At 70.6% G+C, this 18,230-nt stretch carries 20 protein-coding genes and 1 tRNA gene; 6 read left to right on the plus strand and 15 right to left on the minus strand.

Features of this window, described 5'->3' with window-relative positions; all coding sequences use genetic code 11:
- Positions 1-2,131: ATP-dependent RecD-like DNA helicase (locus K6I34_RS12465; protein ID WP_229325292.1), on the plus strand; the 2,131-nt coding region annotated here is incomplete at its 5' end.
- Positions 2,132-2,247: 116 nt separating this feature from the next.
- Here K6I34_RS12465 and K6I34_RS12470 read toward each other — a convergent pair.
- Positions 2,248-3,030 carry a hypothetical protein gene (locus K6I34_RS12470; protein ID WP_229325294.1) on the minus strand — a complete coding sequence of 261 codons (783 nt, stop codon included), beginning with the start codon at positions 3,028-3,030 and terminating at the stop codon, positions 2,248-2,250.
- Positions 3,031-3,077: 47 nt separating this feature from the next.
- Here K6I34_RS12470 and K6I34_RS12475 point away from each other — a divergent pair, with 47 nt between their 5' ends.
- Positions 3,078-3,266 carry a DUF5703 family protein gene (locus K6I34_RS12475; RefSeq protein ID WP_121800517.1) on the plus strand — a complete coding sequence of 63 codons (189 nt, stop codon included), beginning with the start codon at positions 3,078-3,080 and terminating at the stop codon, positions 3,264-3,266.
- 171 nt (positions 3,267-3,437) lie between these two features.
- On the opposite strand, the gene K6I34_RS12480 is transcribed toward K6I34_RS12475, so the two are convergent.
- The 3 genes from K6I34_RS12480 to K6I34_RS12490 form a co-directional block, all read right to left on the minus strand.
- The gene (locus tag K6I34_RS12480) at positions 3,438-4,436 is read right to left on the minus strand and encodes a chaplin family protein (RefSeq protein WP_229325296.1); all 999 of its coding nucleotides are present in this window, start codon (positions 4,434-4,436) and stop codon (positions 3,438-3,440) included.
- Between the two features lie 151 nt (positions 4,437-4,587).
- Positions 4,588-4,821: a chaplin gene (locus tag K6I34_RS12485; protein WP_229325298.1), complete on the minus strand. Its 234-nt coding sequence runs from the start codon at positions 4,819-4,821 to the stop codon at positions 4,588-4,590.
- A 133-nt stretch (positions 4,822-4,954) separates the two neighbouring features.
- The gene (locus K6I34_RS12490) at positions 4,955-6,328 is read right to left on the minus strand and encodes a M20/M25/M40 family metallo-hydrolase (protein WP_374230901.1); all 1,374 of its coding nucleotides are present in this window, start codon (positions 6,326-6,328) and stop codon (positions 4,955-4,957) included.
- A 198-nt stretch (positions 6,329-6,526) separates the two neighbouring features.
- Here K6I34_RS12490 and K6I34_RS12495 point away from each other — a divergent pair.
- Positions 6,527-6,614: transfer RNA gene (locus K6I34_RS12495), tRNA-Leu, on the plus strand.
- Positions 6,615-6,731: 117 nt separating this feature from the next.
- Positions 6,732-7,133, plus strand: coding sequence for a hypothetical protein (locus K6I34_RS12500; protein ID WP_229325302.1), 402 nt, complete (start codon positions 6,732-6,734; stop codon positions 7,131-7,133).
- 1 nt (position 7,134) lies between these two features.
- Here K6I34_RS12500 and K6I34_RS12505 read toward each other — a convergent pair whose 3' ends face one another.
- From K6I34_RS12505 to K6I34_RS12555, 11 genes are all read right to left on the minus strand, one after another.
- On the minus strand, positions 7,135-7,797 hold the full coding sequence (locus K6I34_RS12505) for a bifunctional 2-polyprenyl-6-hydroxyphenol methylase/3-demethylubiquinol 3-O-methyltransferase UbiG (protein ID WP_229325304.1): 663 nt from the start codon (positions 7,795-7,797) through the stop codon (positions 7,135-7,137).
- A gap of 93 nt (positions 7,798-7,890) precedes the next feature.
- Positions 7,891-8,376: a hypothetical protein gene (locus tag K6I34_RS12510; RefSeq protein ID WP_229325306.1), complete on the minus strand. Its 486-nt coding sequence runs from the start codon at positions 8,374-8,376 to the stop codon at positions 7,891-7,893.
- A 99-nt stretch (positions 8,377-8,475) separates the two neighbouring features.
- A complete protein-coding gene (locus K6I34_RS12515) occupies positions 8,476-8,763 on the minus strand; it encodes a hypothetical protein (RefSeq protein WP_229325308.1) in 288 nt (95 codons plus the stop codon).
- A gap of 61 nt (positions 8,764-8,824) precedes the next feature.
- Positions 8,825-9,673: a helix-turn-helix transcriptional regulator gene (locus K6I34_RS12520; protein ID WP_229325310.1), complete on the minus strand. Its 849-nt coding sequence runs from the start codon at positions 9,671-9,673 to the stop codon at positions 8,825-8,827.
- A gap of 22 nt (positions 9,674-9,695) precedes the next feature.
- Complete coding sequence (locus K6I34_RS12525; RefSeq protein ID WP_229325312.1) at positions 9,696-10,220, minus strand: DUF6879 family protein; 525 nt, start codon at positions 10,218-10,220, stop codon at positions 9,696-9,698.
- A complete protein-coding gene (locus tag K6I34_RS12530) occupies positions 10,201-10,434 on the minus strand; it encodes a hypothetical protein (protein WP_229325329.1) in 234 nt (77 codons plus the stop codon). Before K6I34_RS12530 ends, K6I34_RS12525 begins: the two co-directional genes overlap by 20 nt.
- Positions 10,435-10,527: 93 nt before the next feature.
- The gene (locus K6I34_RS12535) at positions 10,528-11,301 is read right to left on the minus strand and encodes a glycosyltransferase family 2 protein (RefSeq protein ID WP_229325314.1); all 774 of its coding nucleotides are present in this window, start codon (positions 11,299-11,301) and stop codon (positions 10,528-10,530) included.
- An 88-nt stretch (positions 11,302-11,389) separates the two neighbouring features.
- Positions 11,390-12,616 carry an acyl-CoA dehydrogenase family protein gene (locus K6I34_RS12540; protein WP_229325317.1) on the minus strand — a complete coding sequence of 409 codons (1,227 nt, stop codon included), beginning with the start codon at positions 12,614-12,616 and terminating at the stop codon, positions 11,390-11,392.
- 5 nt (positions 12,617-12,621) lie between these two features.
- The gene (locus K6I34_RS12545; RefSeq protein WP_229325321.1) at positions 12,622-13,653 is read right to left on the minus strand and encodes a phosphotransferase family protein; all 1,032 of its coding nucleotides are present in this window, start codon (positions 13,651-13,653) and stop codon (positions 12,622-12,624) included.
- Positions 13,654-13,807: 154 nt separating this feature from the next.
- Entirely contained in the window at positions 13,808-14,749 is a 942-nt protein-coding gene (locus tag K6I34_RS12550; RefSeq protein WP_229325323.1) for an MBL fold metallo-hydrolase, read from the minus strand.
- A gap of 174 nt (positions 14,750-14,923) precedes the next feature.
- Complete coding sequence (locus K6I34_RS12555; RefSeq protein WP_229325325.1) at positions 14,924-15,364, minus strand: MarR family winged helix-turn-helix transcriptional regulator; 441 nt, start codon at positions 15,362-15,364, stop codon at positions 14,924-14,926.
- Between the two features lie 215 nt (positions 15,365-15,579).
- Here K6I34_RS12555 and K6I34_RS12560 point away from each other — a divergent pair, with 215 nt between their 5' ends.
- Both K6I34_RS12560 and K6I34_RS12565 read left to right on the plus strand, forming a co-directional pair.
- Positions 15,580-17,145: an MFS transporter gene (locus tag K6I34_RS12560; RefSeq protein ID WP_229325327.1), complete on the plus strand. Its 1,566-nt coding sequence runs from the start codon at positions 15,580-15,582 to the stop codon at positions 17,143-17,145.
- 67 nt (positions 17,146-17,212) lie between these two features.
- Complete coding sequence (locus K6I34_RS12565; protein WP_229325331.1) at positions 17,213-18,139, plus strand: NADP-dependent oxidoreductase; 927 nt, start codon at positions 17,213-17,215, stop codon at positions 18,137-18,139.
- Positions 18,140-18,230 lie beyond the last annotated feature (91 nt).

Raw genomic sequence — 18,230 nt, forward strand, 5'->3', positions numbered from 1 at the left:
CGCGACGCCCACCCCCGGCACTCCTTCCGGGGCGTCCGGGAAGGGGTCGGCCGCCGCCGAGGCGTTGGCCGCCGCGGTGCGGGCCGTGGAGAGCGGTGAGCGGCCGGCCGCGTCGTTCTTCACGGAGGTGAGCCGTCGGGCGCCCGCCCGCCCGGCTCCGGCAGCGCCCGCAGCACCCTCCGGGGCGGCTCCGGGCCGTACGGCCGCGTCCGCCGCACCCGCCTCATCCGCCACGGGTCCCGCCGTCGCCCGGCCCGCGGTCGCGGCCGTGCGGCGCCCGCTGCCGGACGCGGCCCTCGCCGAAGGGCTCGACGGCGTCCGGGCGGTCCTGGCCGCCGGTGGTGCCCCCGAGCAGCTCGCCGGGCAGGCGCTCGACGCGCTGGGCGAGCACGCGGCCGCGCTCCTGCGCGACGACCCCTGGCAGCTGCTGGCCGTCCCGGGCGTGCGGCCCGAGCAGGCGGACGGGTTCGCGCGGGCGCTGCTCGGGGCGGAGTGCGGTCCGGGCGACGAGCGCCGGGCCCAGGCCCTGACGGTCTGGCTGCTGGAGCGCGCCGCGCTCGAAGGGCACACCGTGCTGGAGGCGCCGACGCTGCGCGAGGCCCTCGCCCGGCACGCGGTGCCCGATCCGGACGAGGCGCTGCAGGGCGTCATCGCCGAGGGCGCGGTGCTGGTCTTCCACGAGGCCGTGGAGACGCCGGGAGCCCGGCCGGGCAAGGACGACGAGGAGGAGGGCGAGACGCCCGTCCGCGTCCTCCTGGGCCTGGACCGCCACGCGATGGCGGAGGAGAGCCTTGCCGACGGCCTCGCCCGGCTGATCAACACCTTCGAACCGCCATTGGCGGAGGAGGAGGCCGCGGAAGCCTCGGGGCCCGAGGATGTCGCCGAGGCCGCCGAGGTCGACGGGGCCGACGGGGCCGGTGAAACCGCTGAGGCGCGTCCCACCGCGTCCGCCTCCCGTTGGGAAGAGCTCGCGGACGCGGCGCCGTCCGCGTCCGCGCGTGAGCTGATCCGGGCCGTCGCGGCCGCCGGGCTCGTGGCGCACAGCGGTGGCGAGGAGGCCCGGGCGGAGGCCGTCGCGGTGGTCGCCGCGGCCCGTTCCCTCGGGCTGCGGGCCTGCGTCGCCGTGCACGCCGAGAACGGCAGACGGCGCGTGGGGGAAGGCGGCGAGGCCGAGGCGGTCACCGTCGCGGGGCTGCTGTCGGGCGCCGAGGGGCCGGGGCGGGACGCCGACGGCGCGCTCGCCCTCGACGTGCTCGCCGTGCTGGACGCGCCGCAGCTCGACGTGGAGACGGCGGCGGCGCTGGTGGAGTCCCTGGCCGACGGCGCCCGGCTGGTGCTGAGCGGTGACCCGGGGGTGCTGTGGTCGGCCGGTCCCGGGCGGGTCTTCGCGGACGTGGTGGCCGCCCAGGCGTGTCCGTCCGTGATCTCGCGCACCCCGGACCCGGGCCCGATCGGCGAGCTGGTCTCCGGCATCGGCGTCGGTGAGCTGAGCCAGGTGGAGGCCCCCGGCAAGGAGGTCGTGATCGTCCCGGTGCGGGAGCCCGCGGAGGCCGTGCACCGCACGGTGCAGCTCGTCGCGGACTCCATTCCCCGGGCCCTCGGCGTGCCCGCCGAGGGGACCCAGGTCATCACGCCGGGCCACGGCGGCCCCGCCGGGACGCGGGCGCTCAACGCGGCGTTGAAGGAGCGGCTGAACCCCGGCCCCGGCCGGTTCGGCGGCTTCGACCCGGGCGACCGGGTCGCGTACGTGCCGTCGCCCGGCCGGACGGTCCCCGGCACCGTGGTCTCCGCGGACGCGGAGGGCCTGCACCTGGACTGCGCGGGCACCGCCGTCGTCGTCCCCCGCGAGCTCGTGGGCCGGGCCGTGCGGCACGGCTGGGCGGTCACCGCCCACCAGGCCGCCGGGGCACGGTGGCCCGCGGCCGTCGTGGTGCTGCCGGGCGACGCCGCCCGAACACTGACCAGGTCATGGGTCTACACGGCGTTCGGCAGGGCCGAGCGGCACCTGTCGGTCGTGCACGGGGTGGACCAGGCGCTCCCCCGCGCCGTCGCCGAGGTGCCCGCGAAGGAGCGGAGCACCCGCCTCAGGTCCCTGCTGCGGGCCCACGCCGCGCAGGGGGCCATGGACTGATCCGGGACTGATCCGGGACCGATCCGGACCGCGGGCGTGCGTACGGGGCGGCCGGGCCCCGTACGCACGGCCACGCGAGCGGTCGCGGATCAGCGGCGCGGGTGAGCAGCCGTGGGTCAGCGGCCGCGGGCGGGCCTGCGGCCGCGCGGGCTGTCGTCGTCATCGAGCCCGTCGACGTCCAGCCCGTCGTCGTCGAGGGGGTCCAGGGAGTCGTCATCGTCGAGGCCGTCGTCGAGAGCGTCGTCGAGGCCGTCGTCGTCGAGGTCCGGCTCCTCGTCGAAGACGGCGCTGACGTCGAAACGGCAGATGACCCGCTGCGGGTCCGCCTGGTCGAAGGGGGCACCCAGCCAGTCCCCCGGTTCCGCGGGGGCGTCGGCCGCGGCGACCCAGAGCGTGGAGTCGCCCTCCTCCAGGCCGAACTCCTTGTGCCGGGAGGCGATCTCGTCCGGCTCGTACTCGCCGAAGAGCACGCCCAGCGCCGCGTGCACACTGCTGCCGACGACACCCGCCGAGCTGCCGGGGGCACCTCCGGTGTCGGTGTCCGCGTCGGGATCCAGGTCGGCGACCCGCTGGGCCTGCGCGAGCAGCCGCTGCGGCTCGATCACCGCGTAGTCCCTGCGGATCAGGACGCTGAGCGCGTTGGGCTCCTCCGGCCCGGCATACGCCGGGAGGGTGTCGTCGCCCGGGATCTCGAAAGGCGTGACCTCGTCATAGACGTCGTAGAGCAGCTCGTCGTACGCCTCGGCTGTCGCGGCCAGCTCGTTGAACGCGGCGTAGACAGCCGGGTCGTCCTCCCCGGACCGGCGTTCGACGGCGTCGAGGTGGCGGTCCAGCGCGGCTTTGACCGCCTCTGCGGCGGCGCGTACCTCGGCAGCGGTTGGCTGCGCAGCATCAGACATAGTGCAGACGCTATCCGCACCGGGCCCGTTCCCGCACAATAGATGCGATGCCGGAATACGAATTCTGTGATGTGTATGTGCCACGGGGTGTCTCCCGGGGGGCGACCACACGCTTGCTGACCGAACACGCCGAGTACGGACACTGGGAGTTGGACCGACTGCGTCTCTTCCCCGACGGCAGCCGCAGGGTGCGGCTCAGACGTCGGATCATCCGCCAGGTGCGTGCCACCTGGTGACGGCCCTGGAAGACCGGGGCGACCGGGAAGACCGGGAAACGGAGCGGGCCCCGCCACGGCGGGGCCCGCTCCGTACTGCGTGCGATGTGGTGCCGAGCGCACCGGATGTGCGCCCGGCACCGGGTGTCCTGCTCAATGCTCAGCACTCAGTGCTCAGCACTGCCTCGGTGCTCAGTTCTGCGCGGCACGCGCGCGGCGGTAGATGACCGCACCGCCGAGCAGGAGACCGGCGCTGGCGGCGCCGGCCATGCCGAGCTGGCCCGCGCCGGTGTGCGCGAGCTGGGCGGCCTTCGCCGCCGGGGCACCGGCGGCGGCCAGCACACCGGCCTGCTTGTGCACGTGGCTCACGGTCCCGGCCGGGGTGATGTGCCCGGCGGGGGTGGTGTGCACCGCACCGGTGTCGGTGGGCTGGTGACCCGCCGGGTGACCGGGGTTGTGCTCACCGGGCTTGCCGGGGTTGTGCTCGCCCGGGGTGCCCGGGTTGTGCTCGCCCGGCTTGCCGGGGTTGTGGTCCCCCGGGGTGCCCGGGTTGTGGTCGCCCGCCGGCGGCTTGTGACCGTGGTCGTGGTCGTCGCACGGGGGCTGGTGGTCGCCCGGCTTGCCCGGCTCGTGCGGCGGACGGTGCTCCCCGCCGTTGCCCGTGCCGTGGTGCTCGTGACCGCCGTTGAAGCAGTCGTTGCCGACCGCGGAGTTGCCGACGCCGACGACGTTGACGCTGTTGCCGCAGGCGTTGATCGGGACGTGCACGGGGGCCTGCACGGTGTTGCCGGAGAGCACGCCCGGCGAGCCGACGCTCGCGCCCTGGGCCTGGCTCCCGCCGCCGTGGTGACCGCCCGTGCCGTGGCCCTCGCCCCGTCCGTCGCCGTGACCCTCGTGGCCCTCGTGCCCGTGACCCTCGTGCCCGTGGCCCTGGTGGCCGTGGCCGACCGAGCCGTTGAAGCAGTGGTTGCCCGAGGCGGAGTTGAGCGCCCCGATCACCGTCACGGTGTTGCCGCAGACGTTCACGGGAACGTGCACGGGGACCTGGACGGTGTTGCCGGACGCGACGCCCGGGGACTTCACCGCGGCGCCCTGGGCGCCGGAGTCCGCGCTGGCGATACCGCCGGTCATCGCGATGACGCCCGTCGCCGCAGCCACGCTGATCAGACTCTTCTTGGTGACCTGTCGCATGAGTTCTGGTTCTGCCTCTCTAGACCTTCTTGCGGAAGACGCGGGCGAAATACGAACGCCGACGCGTCGAAAGTCCAGCGGCTCCGGAGTTCGCGCAAGTACGCGATCGCTCCGGAGCCGCCGTGTCGCCCCTAGGGGGTGAGACGGAACGTCACTCGTTGACGCACACGTTGCCGAGAGCGGGGTTCAGGACCCCGACAATGCTGATGGTGTTACCGCAGACGTTCGCGGCGACATCCACCGGAGCCTGGATCACGTTGCCGGAGACGACGCCGGGCGACTTCACGGCGGCACCCTGGGCGTTGCCGTCGGCAGCGGCCAGACCTGCGCCCGCGAGCACGAGACCACCGGTGGCAGCCGCAGCGGCGACGACCTTCTTGATCATGGGAGGTTCCTCCTTGTTGGCAATGCGGTCCCAGCCGCGGACCGCACACCTGTAACGACGAGGAGGTAATACGGCTACGCAACCCTATGATCGTTCACACTTTTCGGTTAACTCGGAACGGATTTACGAGGTTTCAGCATTCATCCAGGAAACGGTCGAGCACGCGTACGCCGAACTTCAGCCCCTCCACGGGTACTCGCTCGTCCACACCGTGGAACATGCCGGCGAAGTCGAGCTCCGGCGGAAGCTTCAGCGGCGCGAAGCCGAAGCCCCGGATGCCGAGGTCGTCGAAGGACTTGGCGTCGGTGCCGCCGGAGAGCATGTACGGCACGGCCCGCGCGATCGGGTCCTCCGCCCGCAGGGCCGTCTGCATGGCCTCGACCAGGGCGCCGTCGAAGCTCGTCTCCAGCGCCTTGTCCGCGTGGACGTCCTCGCGCCTGACCCGCGGCCCGAGGATCCGGTCGAGGTCGGCGAGGAACTCCTGCTCGTACCCGGGCAGGAAGCGCCCGTCCACGTGCGCGACGGCCTGGCCGGGGATGACGTTGACCTTGTAGCCCGCGCCGAGCATGGTCGGCGCCGCGGTGTTCCGCAGGGTGGTGCCGATCATCTTGGCGATGCCGCCGAGTTTGGCCAGCGTCGTCTCCATGTCCTCCGGGTCGAGCGGGGTGCCGAGCGCGTCGGACAGCTCGTCGAGGAACGACCGGACGGTCTTGGTCACCCGGACCGGGAACTCGTGCCGCCCCAGCCGGGCGACCGCCTCGCACAGCTCGGTGATGGCGTTGTCCTTGTTGGTCATCGAGCCGTGCCCCGCGGTCCCGTCCACGGTGAGCCGCATCCAGTGCATGCCCTTCTGGGCGGTCTCGACGAGATAGAGGCGCAGGTTCTCGTCGACGGTGAAGGAGAAGCCGCCGACCTCGCTGATCGCCTCGGTCACGCCCTCGAAGAGCCCGGGGTGCTTGTCGACGAGGAACCGGGCACCGTACGTGCCGCCCGCCTCCTCGTCGGCGAGGAAGGCGACCACGACGTCACGCGGGGGCTTGCGCCCGGTGCGCATCCGCTCGCGGACGACCGCGAGCGTCATCGCGTCCATGTCCTTCATGTCGACCGCGCCGCGGCCCCACAGGCAGCCGTCCGCGATCTCGCCCGCGAAGGGGTGGTGGGTCCAGTCCTCCGCGTTCGCCGGCACGACGTCGGTGTGGCCGTGGATGAGCAGGGCGGGCCGCGACGGGTCCTCACCCTCGATCCGCGCGACCGTCGAGGCCCTCCCCTTGTGGGACTCGAAGATCTGCGGCTCCAGTCCGACCTCGGCGAGCTTCTCCGCCACGTACTCGGCGGCGGCACGCTCGCCCGGCCCGGAGTGGTCGCCGTAATTGCTGGTGTCGATCCGGATCAGATCGCGACAGAGATCGACGACCTCGTCCTCGGCGGTCCTGCCCGGCGCGGTACCGGTCGGCTTCGACTCGCTCACGCTGTCTCCTCCTGGTGCGCGGTGGTGGGTCACCGTCATCCTCTCTCTACGATCCGCCCAGCCCAAGGCCGCAATGCGCCCGACATATGGCCGTCACGTCCGCGGCCGCATGAGCCCTGTCCGGGGCCGCCCCGTTCCCCGTCCGACCTGGTGATCGAGCACTCCAGATCTTTGGTATTGTTTTCCTCGTCGGAAGGGGAACGGCCCGAAAGGGAACGGACCGGAAGACATCACCCAGTCCGGGTGGCGGAATGGCAGACGCGCTAGCTTGAGGTGCTAGTGCCCTTTATCGGGCGTGGGGGTTCAAGTCCCCCCTCGGACACCACGAAAAAACCCAGCGATGCTGGGTTTTTTCTGTTTCTGGACTGCGGCGTGACCCGCGGCCCGGCGATCTCGTCCTTGGAACAGGACAGACAGGCCGATCCGGCTACGCTTCACTGCCATGGCCGAGGCTTTCGTCACCAGCGACGAGCACCCCGCTTGCGGCATCTGCCCATCGCGTCGCTTCCCTCTCGGAGGGTTCGACGTGGCCGAGCGCCCGTCCCGCGAGTTTCCGTTCAGCCCGGCTGACGGCCACAGGTACACGGCGGCTGGCGTGCCTGTCTGCGTGCACCCGGAGAAGGTCGGGATGCCGCCCGGGAGCTACGCAACCGATGGCGCGCCGCTCGTCCCCGAGCTTCGGCTGCCGAACGACATCACCGACCTCGACCACTACCTGCGTGGCCTGATGCACAGCGCAGCCCCCGGAGTGCTGGAACAGCTCATCGATCAGGCCGTCCAGCAAATCCCTCAGGCGTTCCCCGAAGTGGACGTCGTCCAAGTGCTGCGCCGTGCGCTTGGTTAGCTCAGCTCACCACAGCGCGAGCGATCAAAGTCCCGATGTGGTCAGGCTCGGGAGCGTCGAGGACCCACACTTCCGCCTTCTCGAATCCAGCTCGCAGAAGGAGGCTTTCCCACTTCCGGGGCGTATAGCTGTACCGATACGTGTACATGGCCTTGCCCGCAAACCCTCCCTTGTACATGCCCTGCGGCCCGTACGCACCAGGGATGGCCGGAGGCTGGGAGAAGGTGAGTACGCCGCCCGGATTCAGCCGCTGGGCAACGAGCGGGAGCAGCTTGGTCGGATCGGTGAACCAGGCCGCCCCGAAGATCGAGTAGACGGCGTCATAGGTGTCCGCCGTGGCGCTCAGGTGGTCCAGCACCTCGGCACACACGAACCGAGCTCCCAATGACCCCCACCGTTCAGTGGTGTTCGCGACCATGACAGGAGAGAGGTCCACGCCCGTCGCCTTCACGCCTTGCAGCGCCAGGCAGGCCAGCGCCCGCCCGGTTCCGCATCCGATCTCCAGCACGGTTCCCGGATCACCCAGCAGTTCGGGGCCTGGCCCGTGCCCGGCGTACTGCGTCCAGCAGAAGACGGGATCGGCGTCGAACACCTTGTCCTTGGTGCTCTCCGCGAAGGTGTCCCACAGCTCGCGTTCGCTTTCGATGTTGTGTCGTGCGGGCAACGGCGCTTCCTCTGTGTCGTGGCGGGCAAGAGGGTGCCCCCGTGCCCCCGCCCCTCGTTCGGAGTCCGGGGGCGAGGGCGTTCCAGTCCCGCGTCAGTGGCTGTCGGGGACCTTGTTGTCACACGGCGAGCATTCGGCGGCATCCACCTGCCACAGCTCGCCGTCGACGTCGAAGCCGTTCCGGTGGATGATCTCCGCCGTGCGCATCACCGTGCCGTCCCGGCGACGTTCGATCAGTGGTGCGTGGTGCTTGTACGTCCCAGCGTTGTACTCGTCGCACAGGGCGAAGTACAGGGGTGTGTCGAGTATGAGCTGGTGGACCCCGATGTCCACCGTGTACCCGACGCCCATGTCCACGCCGGGGTTCTCCATGGCTGTGATCAGGTAGGCGACGCCCTGCCCGAGAATACGTTCGGCGAGGCTTCGGACAGCCACGCTGTCACGCAACAGAAGACGAACCTCACGCTCCCACAGGTCCTCGACTCCCACATCGGTGACCAGGTGCGGTACTCGCTCCTGCACAGCGTTGAGAATGATGCGCGGGTCGCGGGTCCGCGTCTGGAGTGCTGTTGCCACCATGTTCCCTTTCTCTCGATGGAGCGGGGCGGTGCGCTGGAACCCGTCCGGTCGCCGACCGTCATGCAGGCGACCGGACGGGGGCTTCAAAAGGGCACTGGTCTATGTGCCGTGTCCCTGGTCGCGCTGGCGTCGCTGCGCCGACTCGGCGTAGATCAGCGCGTTGATGAGCTTGCGGGCGGTGGGCAGAGGCACGGTCCCGAGGAACAACGACGGCTCGCCGGAGAAGGAAGCACGGCCCAAGAGCCGGGGCCAGGAGTCCGGGTCTCCGACCTTGATGCCCATCTCCGCCAGCACCCGCCCGAACATGAACGCGGTGTCGTCGGCTTTCTTCTTGCCTGTCAGGAAGGCGTCGGCTTGCTGTGCGGCTGCTTCGGTGTCCGTGGCCATACCGAGACGTTAAGAAGCCGAGGGGGACAACCGCCAGAAAGTTGCAGCCGGTTGCAGGGATTCATGCAAGGGAGTCGATGGCCCTGGTGATGCGGGCCCGAGCCTGCGCGCCGTGGACGGCGATCTGTGACAGCTCCGCGAAGGCTTTGAGGTACGTGCCGACCTCCCCGGGCGCCGCCACGTTGATCTCGGCCGTCAGCGTCTCGACGGCCACCAGCCCATCGTCGAAGGCGTAGAACGCTTCCAGGGGCCAGATTTTTCGGCGAGCCCCGAAAGGGATCACGCCAAGCGAGACGTTCGCCTGCGCCATGACCGAGAGAAGGTGGCCGAGCTGGCCGGCCATGGCCTCGTCGTCGCACACGCGGTAGTAGAGGACGGCCTCCTCCATGAGCAGAGCAAACCGATGGTCCCCTTCACACACGACTCGCGAGCGATCGAGCCGCGCCCTCACCGCTGCCTCGACGTCATCGGGGGTCTGCTGAAACTCCGTGATGGACCTGAGCAGCCCGGTCGCGTACTCGCCAGTCTGGAGCATCCCCGGTATGAGGTTCGAGGCGTACACGCGAAAGTGCCGGGTGCGCTGGTAGAGCGGCGTCGTCTTCTGGTGAACGCGGCGCATCCCGTCGCGGTGGATCTGCTTCCACTGGACGTACATGGACTCGGCGGTCCGGGACGCAGCGATCAGGTCGGTCGCCTGTTCCTCAGCCCCGCAGGCCGCGCACCAGGACCTGATGTCGGCGTCGGAGGGCAGGGTCTTGCCCCGGGCGATGCGTGACGACTTCGACTTGTGCCAGCCGCACCGGGCCGCCAGCTCATGCCCTGTGAGCCCTGCGTCTCTCCTGATCTCGTCCAGGCGAGACGCGATGGCAGCACGCGCCGCCTGGGCGCTGGAGAAGGGGGACGAAGACATGAGCTGACCGACCCGGCCCGCGTCAGACCGCGTACTTCTCGTGGGGGATGGCGCGCTCCCACACTGCTTCGAAGGCCGATGCGCAGAGCCTCGCCGTAGCAACGTTCTCTGTCTGATCTGTCTGCACCCATCGGCCGTCGCCGTCGAAGATGTTGAACTGCACTACTCGACCGTCGAAGAGCCAGAAGTCATTGCCGGGGAGTGCGAGGTCCGATGCCTGCCGTCTCGGTAGCCAACGGATGTCCTCACCGGCCGCGACGTTGGTGAACGTACCGGAGTGCTCGAAGCGGATGTAGTCGCTGACGGGCTCCGACACGATGCGAGCACGGCGCATGGTCACGCCCTTGCCCGTGACCTCCTGCACCAGGTCCAGCCAGGGCCGCCACCAGGACTCGCGATCTGCCGGATTGAGGCGGTGCCCCTCCTTCCAGGCCGTGAAGCCCTCGATCTCGTTCTCCACTCCGTACACGTCGCGCATCTCCAGATGCACCGCTGAGTGCTCTACGGACCGCAACAGGTCGGCAAAGCTACTCAAGCTCTGCGACATCAAGCGCCTCCCTGAGAAGCGGGATCATCCGCTTCGGTACCCGGATCACTGCCTCGTGGTCGGGCTGCGAGACGTCCGCCGCGCAGTCCCTCCGCGTCTGGTCGTCCGCCTTCCAGCCTTGGAACAGGAGATCCTTCGTGCTCTCGTCGATCCAGACGGCCGGGGAGCCGTGATCTCCTGACTCCGGATCTTTCCCGACGAACCGTAGCGCCATGACGACCTCCGATGTCGAGCCCGTTGCGATCAGTTGCATGTGACGATCTGCCCCTCGTACCGCCCCGGTCAAGGGGGCGTGTAAGCCTCCGGGCTAGATCCGCGATTTACGCAGCGAGTGCCACACAGCTCCGGCCAGCGCCCGCGTCGACCGGACAACCGACAGGTGTTCTTGTTCGCGGTACAGCGACCAGTTGTACGGAACGAGTGACAGCTTGTTCGAGGACAGCGATCCCGCGCGGTGGGCCCGGTACACCGCCAGCGGCTCGGGAAGGCCCCGGGCGTCAATGCCGTCACGCATGATGGACAGCCACAGGGCGTAGTCCTGTCGCTTAGGCATTTCCGGCATCAGCCTTGCGCCGAGAGCGGTGCGGTCGTACATGGCGGTCAGCGCACCGATGTGATCCTGAACCAGCATCGCGCGGTAGTCCACGCGGTCTCGCGCCCGGACCACGCGTCCGTTCGGGACGAAATCGGCGCTTTCACCGTCGTAGTCGGCGTCCACCTTGTAGTAGGAGGTGAACGTCAAAGGCGTATTGGCCGTCACCGCGAAGTCGATCTGCCGCCCAGTCTTGTCCGGGAGCCACATGTCGTCACTGTCGAGAAAGGCGATGTAGTCCCCCTTGGCTCGTTCGATGGCGAGGTTGCGTGCCCGGCCTGCACCGCCCCGTTCGGGAGCCGATTCCGGCAGGACGCGTTCGTCCTGCCGTGCGAATTCCATGAGCAGGTCCATGGAGTTATCGGAGGACTTGTCGTCGGTGACCAGAAGCTCCAGATCGCTGTGGGTCTGCGTGAGCACCGACCGAATCGAGGCACCGAGAGTGGTCGCCGAGTTGTACACGGGCATCACGACAGACACCAGGGGCACGGCACTTCTCCTTGCTGGGCCAGTGACGACGGCCCATTCAAGCACCGGAATTGTAGTGGGGGTTGCCATGCACTCCCCTGGGGGCCGTTTACGCGTACCGCCTCAACTCCCTGCGCGCCATAGAACGCTGATGCACCTCGTCCGGCCCGTCCGCCAGGCGCAGCGTTCTCGCCGCGGTCCAGAGTTCCGCGAGGGGGAAGTCCTGGCTGACGCCGCCCGCGCCGTGGAGTTGGATCGCCTTGTCGATGATGGCGGTGACCGTGCGGGGGGTGGCGATCTTGATGGCTTGGATTTCGGTGTGGGCGCCGCGGTTGCCGGCCGTGTCCATCAGCCAGGCGGTCTTGAGGACGAGCAGGCGCAGTTGTTCGACGGCGACGCGGGAGTCGGCGATCCATTCCTGGACGACGCCCTGGCCGGCGAGCGGTTTGCCGAAGGCTGTGCGGGCCACGGCCCGGCGGCACATCAGCTCGATCGCCCGCTCGGCCATGCCGATCAGGCGCATGCAGTGGTGGATGCGGCCGGGGCCGAGGCGGGCCTGGGCGATGGCGAAGCCGCTGCCCTCCTCGCCGATGAGGTGCGTGGCCGGGACCCGTACGCGGTCGAGGAGGACCTCGGCGTGGCCGCCGTGGAGGTGGTCCTCGAAGCCGTAGACCCGCATGGCGCGGCGGATCTCCAGGCCGGGTGTGTCGCGCGGGACGAGGATCATGGACTGCCTGCGGCGCGGGTCCGCGCCGTCCGGGTCGGTCTGCCCCATGACGATGAAGATCTCGCAACGCGGGTGCATCGCACCCGAGATGTACCACTTGCGGCCGGTGATGACGTAGTCGTCGCCGTCCCGCTCGATGCGCGTCTCGATGTTCGTGGCGTCCGAGGAGGCCACGTCCGGCTCGGTCATCGCGAAGGCCGAGCGGATCTCGCCCGCGAGCAGCGGTTCCAGCCAGCGCTTGCGCTGCTCCTCGGTGCCGAACTGGGCGAGCAGCTCCATGTTCCCGGTGTCGGGGGCGGCGCAGTTGAGGGCCGTGGGGGCCAGATGGGGGCTGCGGCCGGTGATCTCGGCGAGCGGCGCGTACTGGAGGTTGGTGAGACCTGCTCCGTACCGTTCGCCCCGTTCGCCGTCGGGAAGGAAGAGGTTCCACAGGCCCTGTCGGCGCGCCTCCGCCTTCAGGTCCTCGACGACGGGCGGGGTGTCCCAGGGGGAGGCGAGCGCGGCGCGCTGTTCCTCGGCGACGGCTTCCGCCGGGTACACATGCTCGTCCATGAAGGCGAGGAGCCTGCCGCGCAGTTCCTCGGTGCGGGTGTCGAACGCGAAGTCCATGCCGCTCAGCCCTTCCGGAGGGTGGTGAGACCGTTGTCGATGAAGAGGGGGACGAGCGCCCCGATGCGGTCGAAGCCCGCGCCGACCGTCTGTCCGAGGGTGTAGCGGTAGTGGATGCCTTCGAGGATCACGGCGAGCTTGAAGTAGGCGAAGGCCGTGTACCAGGGCAGTGCGGAGACGTCGCGCCCGGAGCCGGCCGCGTAGCGCTCCACGAGCTCGGCGGGGTCGGGGTGGCCGGGGGCGTCGCGCGTGGTGGCGATCGGGGAGCCGGGTACGGGCCGCTGCTCGCTGTACATCACCAGCAGCCCGAGGTCGGTCAGCGGGTCGCCGAGGGTGGACATCTCCCAGTCCAGGACGGCCCGTACGGTGTCGTCGGCGCCGACGAGGACGTTGTCGAGGCGGTAGTCGCCGTGGACGACGGTGGGCGCGGGCGACGCGGGCAGTGCCCCGGCCAGGGCGGTGTGGAGTTCGTCGATGCCCGGCAGGTCCCGGCTGCGGGAGGCCTCCAGCTGCTTGCCCCAGCGCCGCAGTTGCCGCTCCAGGAAGCCGTCCGGCCTCCCGAAGTCGCCGAGGCCGACGGCGGCCGGGTCCACGGCGTGCAGCGCGACGAGCGTGTCGGCGAGGCCCAGCACCACGCGGCGGGTGCGCTCCGGGCCGATCGTGGCGAGCTCCTCGGCCGTGCGGTACGGGGTGCCGGGCACGAACTCCATGACGTAAAAGGGCGCCCCGACGACGCCCTCCTCCTCGCAGAGCAGGAGAGTGCGCGGCACCGGTACGGCCGTGGGGTGCAGGGCGCTGACGACCCGGTGCTCGCGCCGCATGTCGTGAGCAGTGGCCAGGACGTGCCCCAGCGGGGGTCTGCGCACCACCCAGCGGGCGGCGCCGTCGGTGACGGCGTACGTGAGGTTGGAGCGGCCTCCCTCGATCAGCTCGGCGGTGAGCGGGCCGCGTACCAGGCCCGGCAGTTCGCGCTCCAGGTGCGCGCTCAGCCGGTCCAGGTCGAGACCCGGTGGATTGCCCCTGCTCGTCGAGCTCATCGAGTGCCCCTCTGTGACGACATGACGACGTGAGGACGTGACGACGTGCGGAATCGGTCCTGGATCATCATGCCGACCAGTCGGTATGCCGTCCAGACCCCCTCGGGGACGAACTGCCCCGACGGGGCGGGGGCATGAGGGTCCGTGAGGGGGCTCAGGCGTGGCAGGCCATGGGCTTCCCGCCGTTCATCGTCTGCATGTCGCCGAGGACGAGGGCCAGGTCGAGCGGGGCGCCGAGGGGCAGGCCGTCGAGTTCGGCGTAGGCGCGGTGCAGGTTGGCCACCAGCCGTTCGCTCTCGTGCAGCGCGGCGAACTCGCCGAGGTCGGCGTCGCGGGCGGCCTCCAGGGGCGTACGGCCCGCCGCGTGTCCCTTGCGGGCCACTTCGCCGAGCCAGTGGAAGTAGCGCTCCAGGGTGTCGTAGACGCCGGGGTCGGTGACGGGGCCGTGGCCGGGGACGACGGTCGGGGCGTCGAGGCCGCGCAGGACGTCCAGGGCGTGCAGCGACCCGGCGAGGGAGCCGAAGGGGAGGAAGGGGGTACCGCCGTTGAAGACCAGGTCGCCGGTGAAGACGACGCCCTGCTCCGGCAGCCAGGCGATGGTGTCGCCGACGGTGTGGGCGGGGCCGGGGTGGAGGAGCCGCACCTCGGTGTCGCCGACGTGCAGGGTGAGCTCGTCCTCGTAGGTGACGGCGGCGGGGGTGATGACGATGTCGCCGTACTCGACGTGCGGCCACTGGCCGTGCAGCTGGTGACCCACGGCGAGGGTCTCCCGGCGGCAGCCCTCGTGCCCGATGATCGTCGCCTCGGGGAAGACGCAGTTGCCGTAGGTGTGGTCGCCGTGGTGGTGGGTGTTGACGACCACGGTGGGCGGTGCGGCGCCGTGCGCGGTGGCGTAGTCGCGCAGCAGCCGGGCGCGGCGCTCGGTCGCGGCTGTGTCGATCAGGGCGGTGCGGCCGCCGGAGTTGATGATTCCGGCGTTGTTGAGACACCAGCCGCCGTCGGGCTGGACGAAGGCGCGCACGCCGGGGGCGAGCTCCACGGTGTAGGGCTCCGTCACGGCGGACGCGGTGCCGTTCGTGCTGGTCGTGCTGGTCATCGGGCCTCCCCTTGCCGTCCGCGCGGGGTACGCGGATCGGACCGCCCGTCAGAATACGGGCGCGGGAACGGCCGGGTACGCAGGGGCGGGCGCGGGGCCGTGCGTGCTGCACGCAGGTCGGGCGCGGCACCGTACGCTGCGCTGCGCGCGGTGCCGTACGCGCCGCGCGCAGGGTCAGGCGCGGCGCTCCAGGCCCGGACGGAGACGTTCCAGCAGGCCGTAGAGGGTGGTGCGCTCCTGCTCGTCGAGGGCGTCGAGGGCGCTGTGGGTGGCCTGCATCTCCGCGCGCACGCGCTGGATGATCTCGCGGCCCGCGTCGGTGGCCACGACGTTCTTCACCCGGCGGTCGGCGGGGTCGGGCTCGCGGCGGACCAGCCCGCGGGATTCCAGGCGGTCGACGATGCCGGTGACGTTGGAGGCGTCGCAGAGCAGCAGCGTGGCGAGGCCCCGCATCGGGACCGGGCCCTTGAGCTGTCCGAGCAGCTTGGCCTGGGCGGCGGTGAGGCCGTGGCGGGCCGCGGCGGAGGCGAAGTCCTGCCACTGGGCGGTGCCGAGGGCCGCCACCAGCTCCAGGAGCTGGGTCTTGGTCGGGGGGCGCGGGATGGCGGCGGTCATGGTTCGAGTGTACTCAAGAGCTTGAGGTAATAAAACATTAACTTGACTACCTGAAGTTTCTGGGGCTAGCGTGCGCCGAGTCTTTTGCTTGATGGCCTCAAGCATCAATGTCATGAATCACTTCGATCGTGAAGTAACGCAGTAGCGCGACAGCGAAGCAGCGAAGTGACCAAACGACGCGTAACGAAGTCACCGAAGGGTCACCGGAAACACCCATGAGCTCCCCAGCCCCAGCCACCGCCGCCCCGGGCGGCAAGCGCAACGAGACGGTCATCGTCTTCGCCCTGAGCCTCGCGGCCATGGTCGTCTCGATGATGCAGACCCTGGTCGTGCCGATCCTCGGGCTCATCCAGAAGGACCTCGGCACGTCCTCCGCCAACGTCAGCTGGGTCACGACCGCGACCCTGCTCTCGGCCGCCGTCTTCACCCCGCTCCTCGGGCGCTTCGGCGACCAGCACGGCAAGAAGAAGACCCTGGTCGCCGTGCTGATCGTGATGGTGGCCGGCTCCGTGCTCGCCGCCCTCACGCACTCCCTGCTGTGGCTGATCGTCGGCCGGGTGCTCCAGGGCGCCGCGACCGCGATCTTCCCGCTCGCCCTGTCGGTGCTGCGCGAGGAGGTGCGCCCCGCCAAGCTGCCCGGCGCGATGGCCATGGTCAGCGGCACCCTCGCCTTCGGCAGCGGCCTCGCGCTCGTCGCGACCGGCCTGCTCACCTCCGGTGACGACCCCGACTACCGCAGCGCCTTCTGGCTGGCCACCGGCCTCGCCTCGCTCGCGCTGATAGCCGTCGCCCTGCTGGTGCCCGCCACCCGGGAGACCACCGGCGGCCGCACCGACGTGCTCGGCGCGCTGAGCCTCGCCGCCACGCTCGTCCTGCTCCTGCTGCCCATCACCCAGGGCCACGAGTGGGGCTGGGCCTCCGGCCGTACGATCGGCTGCTTCGTGGGTGCCGTGGTGATGGCCGGGATCTGGACGCTCGTCGAGCGGAAGGTGCGCGAGCCGCTGGTCGACATGAAGATGTTCGTCCACCCGCCGGTGCTCTTCGCCAACCTCTCCGGGCTGCTCGTCGGCTTCGGCTCGTTCGCGCTCTTCATCGGCGTCTCGTACCTCGTCCAGATGCCCTCGAGGATCGCGGGCTACGGCTTCGACGCCACCGTCCTGCGCGCCTCCGTCGAATACCTGCTGCCCAGCACGATCGTCTCGCTGCTCGCCGCCCCGGTCGGCGGCCAGCTCGTCCGCCACAAGGGCCCGCGCCTGGTGCTGATCCTGGCCTCGGTCATCGGCACCGCGGGCTTCGCCTGGATCGCGCTCGACCACGAGCACACGGTCTCCGTGATCGCCGCGGGCATGCTCGTGGGCGCGGCCATCAGCTTCGGTTACGCGGCCATGCCCGCCGTGATCGTCGCCAGCGTGCCGCACCACCAGACCGGCATCGCCAACGGCATCAACTCCATCTCCCGCTCCACCGGCAGCGCGATCGGCAGCGCCATGATCACCACGGTGCTGGCCTCCAAGAGCATCGAGCACCTGCCGCCGGGCGCGCCGAAGCTGCCCGCCGAGAGCCAGTTCACGCTGACCTTCGTCATCGCGGGCGTCGCGTTCGTACTTGTCGCCGCGGTGGCGGGGCTGGGGCTGCGGGCGATTCGTGGGCTGGGGTCCGAGGGTTCTGCGGGTTCCGCGGGTGCTGCGGGTTCCGCGGGTTCTGGTGGTGCCGGAGTGGCGGGCGGTACGCCCGCGGCGGAGGCTGGGGGCGCGTCTGCTGCTGCCGGCCGGAACCGCTGAATCCGTCCGTTGCATCCGTTGTTCTCGGATCTTCTCTGATCTTCTCGTAAGGATCGACATGAGCACTATGAAGGCCGTCAGCTACCGGGCCTACGGCGGACCCGAGGTCCTCGAGTACGGCGAGCGCCCGATCCCCAAGATCGGACCGGACTCCGTCCTGGTCCAGGTCAAGGCCGCCGCCGTCAACCCCGTCGACTGGAAGGTGCGGGCGGGCTACCTCGACCCCATGATGGACGCCGTCTTCCCCGTCGTCCCGGGCTGGGACGTGGCCGGGGTCGTCGTCGGGCTGGGCGCGGACACGCCCGAGTACCGGGTGGGCGACGAGGTCATCGGCTACGTCCGCGAGGACTTCCTGTCCCGGGGCACGTTCGCCGAGTACGTGGCCGCGCCCGTACGCACCCTCGCGCGCAAGCCGGCGGGCCTGACCTTCGAGCAGGCCGCGGGCATCCCGCTGGCGGGACTCACCGCCTACCAGGCGCTGAAGGCCACCGGGACCGGCGAGGGCGACACCGTCCTCGTCCACGCCGCGGCGGGCGGTGTCGGCACCATGGCCGTCCAGCTCGCCCGGCACCTCGGCGCCCGCGTCATCGGCACGGCGAGCGAGGGCAACCACGAGTTCCTGCGCTCCCTGGGCGCCGAGCCGGTCGCCTACGGCGACGGCCTCGCCGAGCGGGTGCGCGCCCTCGCGCCGGAGGGTGTGGACGTCGTCCTCGACCTGGTGGGCGGGGGTGCGGTCAGGACGGTCCCGGACGTGGCTGCCGCGGCCGGGGCGCGCGTTGTCTCGATCGCGGACCCTGAGGTCGCGGGGCTGGGTGGGCGGCTGCTGTGGGTGCGGCCGGACTCGGCCGATCTGGCGGAGCTTTCGCGGTTGGCGGAGATGGGGGTGCTGCGGGTGGAGGTGGCGGAGGTGTTTCCGCTGGCGCGGACGGCGGATGCGCACCGTTTGAGCGAGGGTGGGCATGTGCGGGGGAAGGTTGTGGTGACGGTTCCTTAGCGGCCGGTCCTTCGTCTGCGTCTCGTCTGCGTCTCGTCTGCGGGTCCGGTGGGGCTTCTCGCGCCGTTCCTCGCGCCCCTGGGTTGTGTGG

This window comes from Streptomyces sp. UNOC14_S4, assembly GCF_020740835.1.
GTDB lineage: Bacteria > Actinomycetota > Actinomycetes > Streptomycetales > Streptomycetaceae > Streptomyces.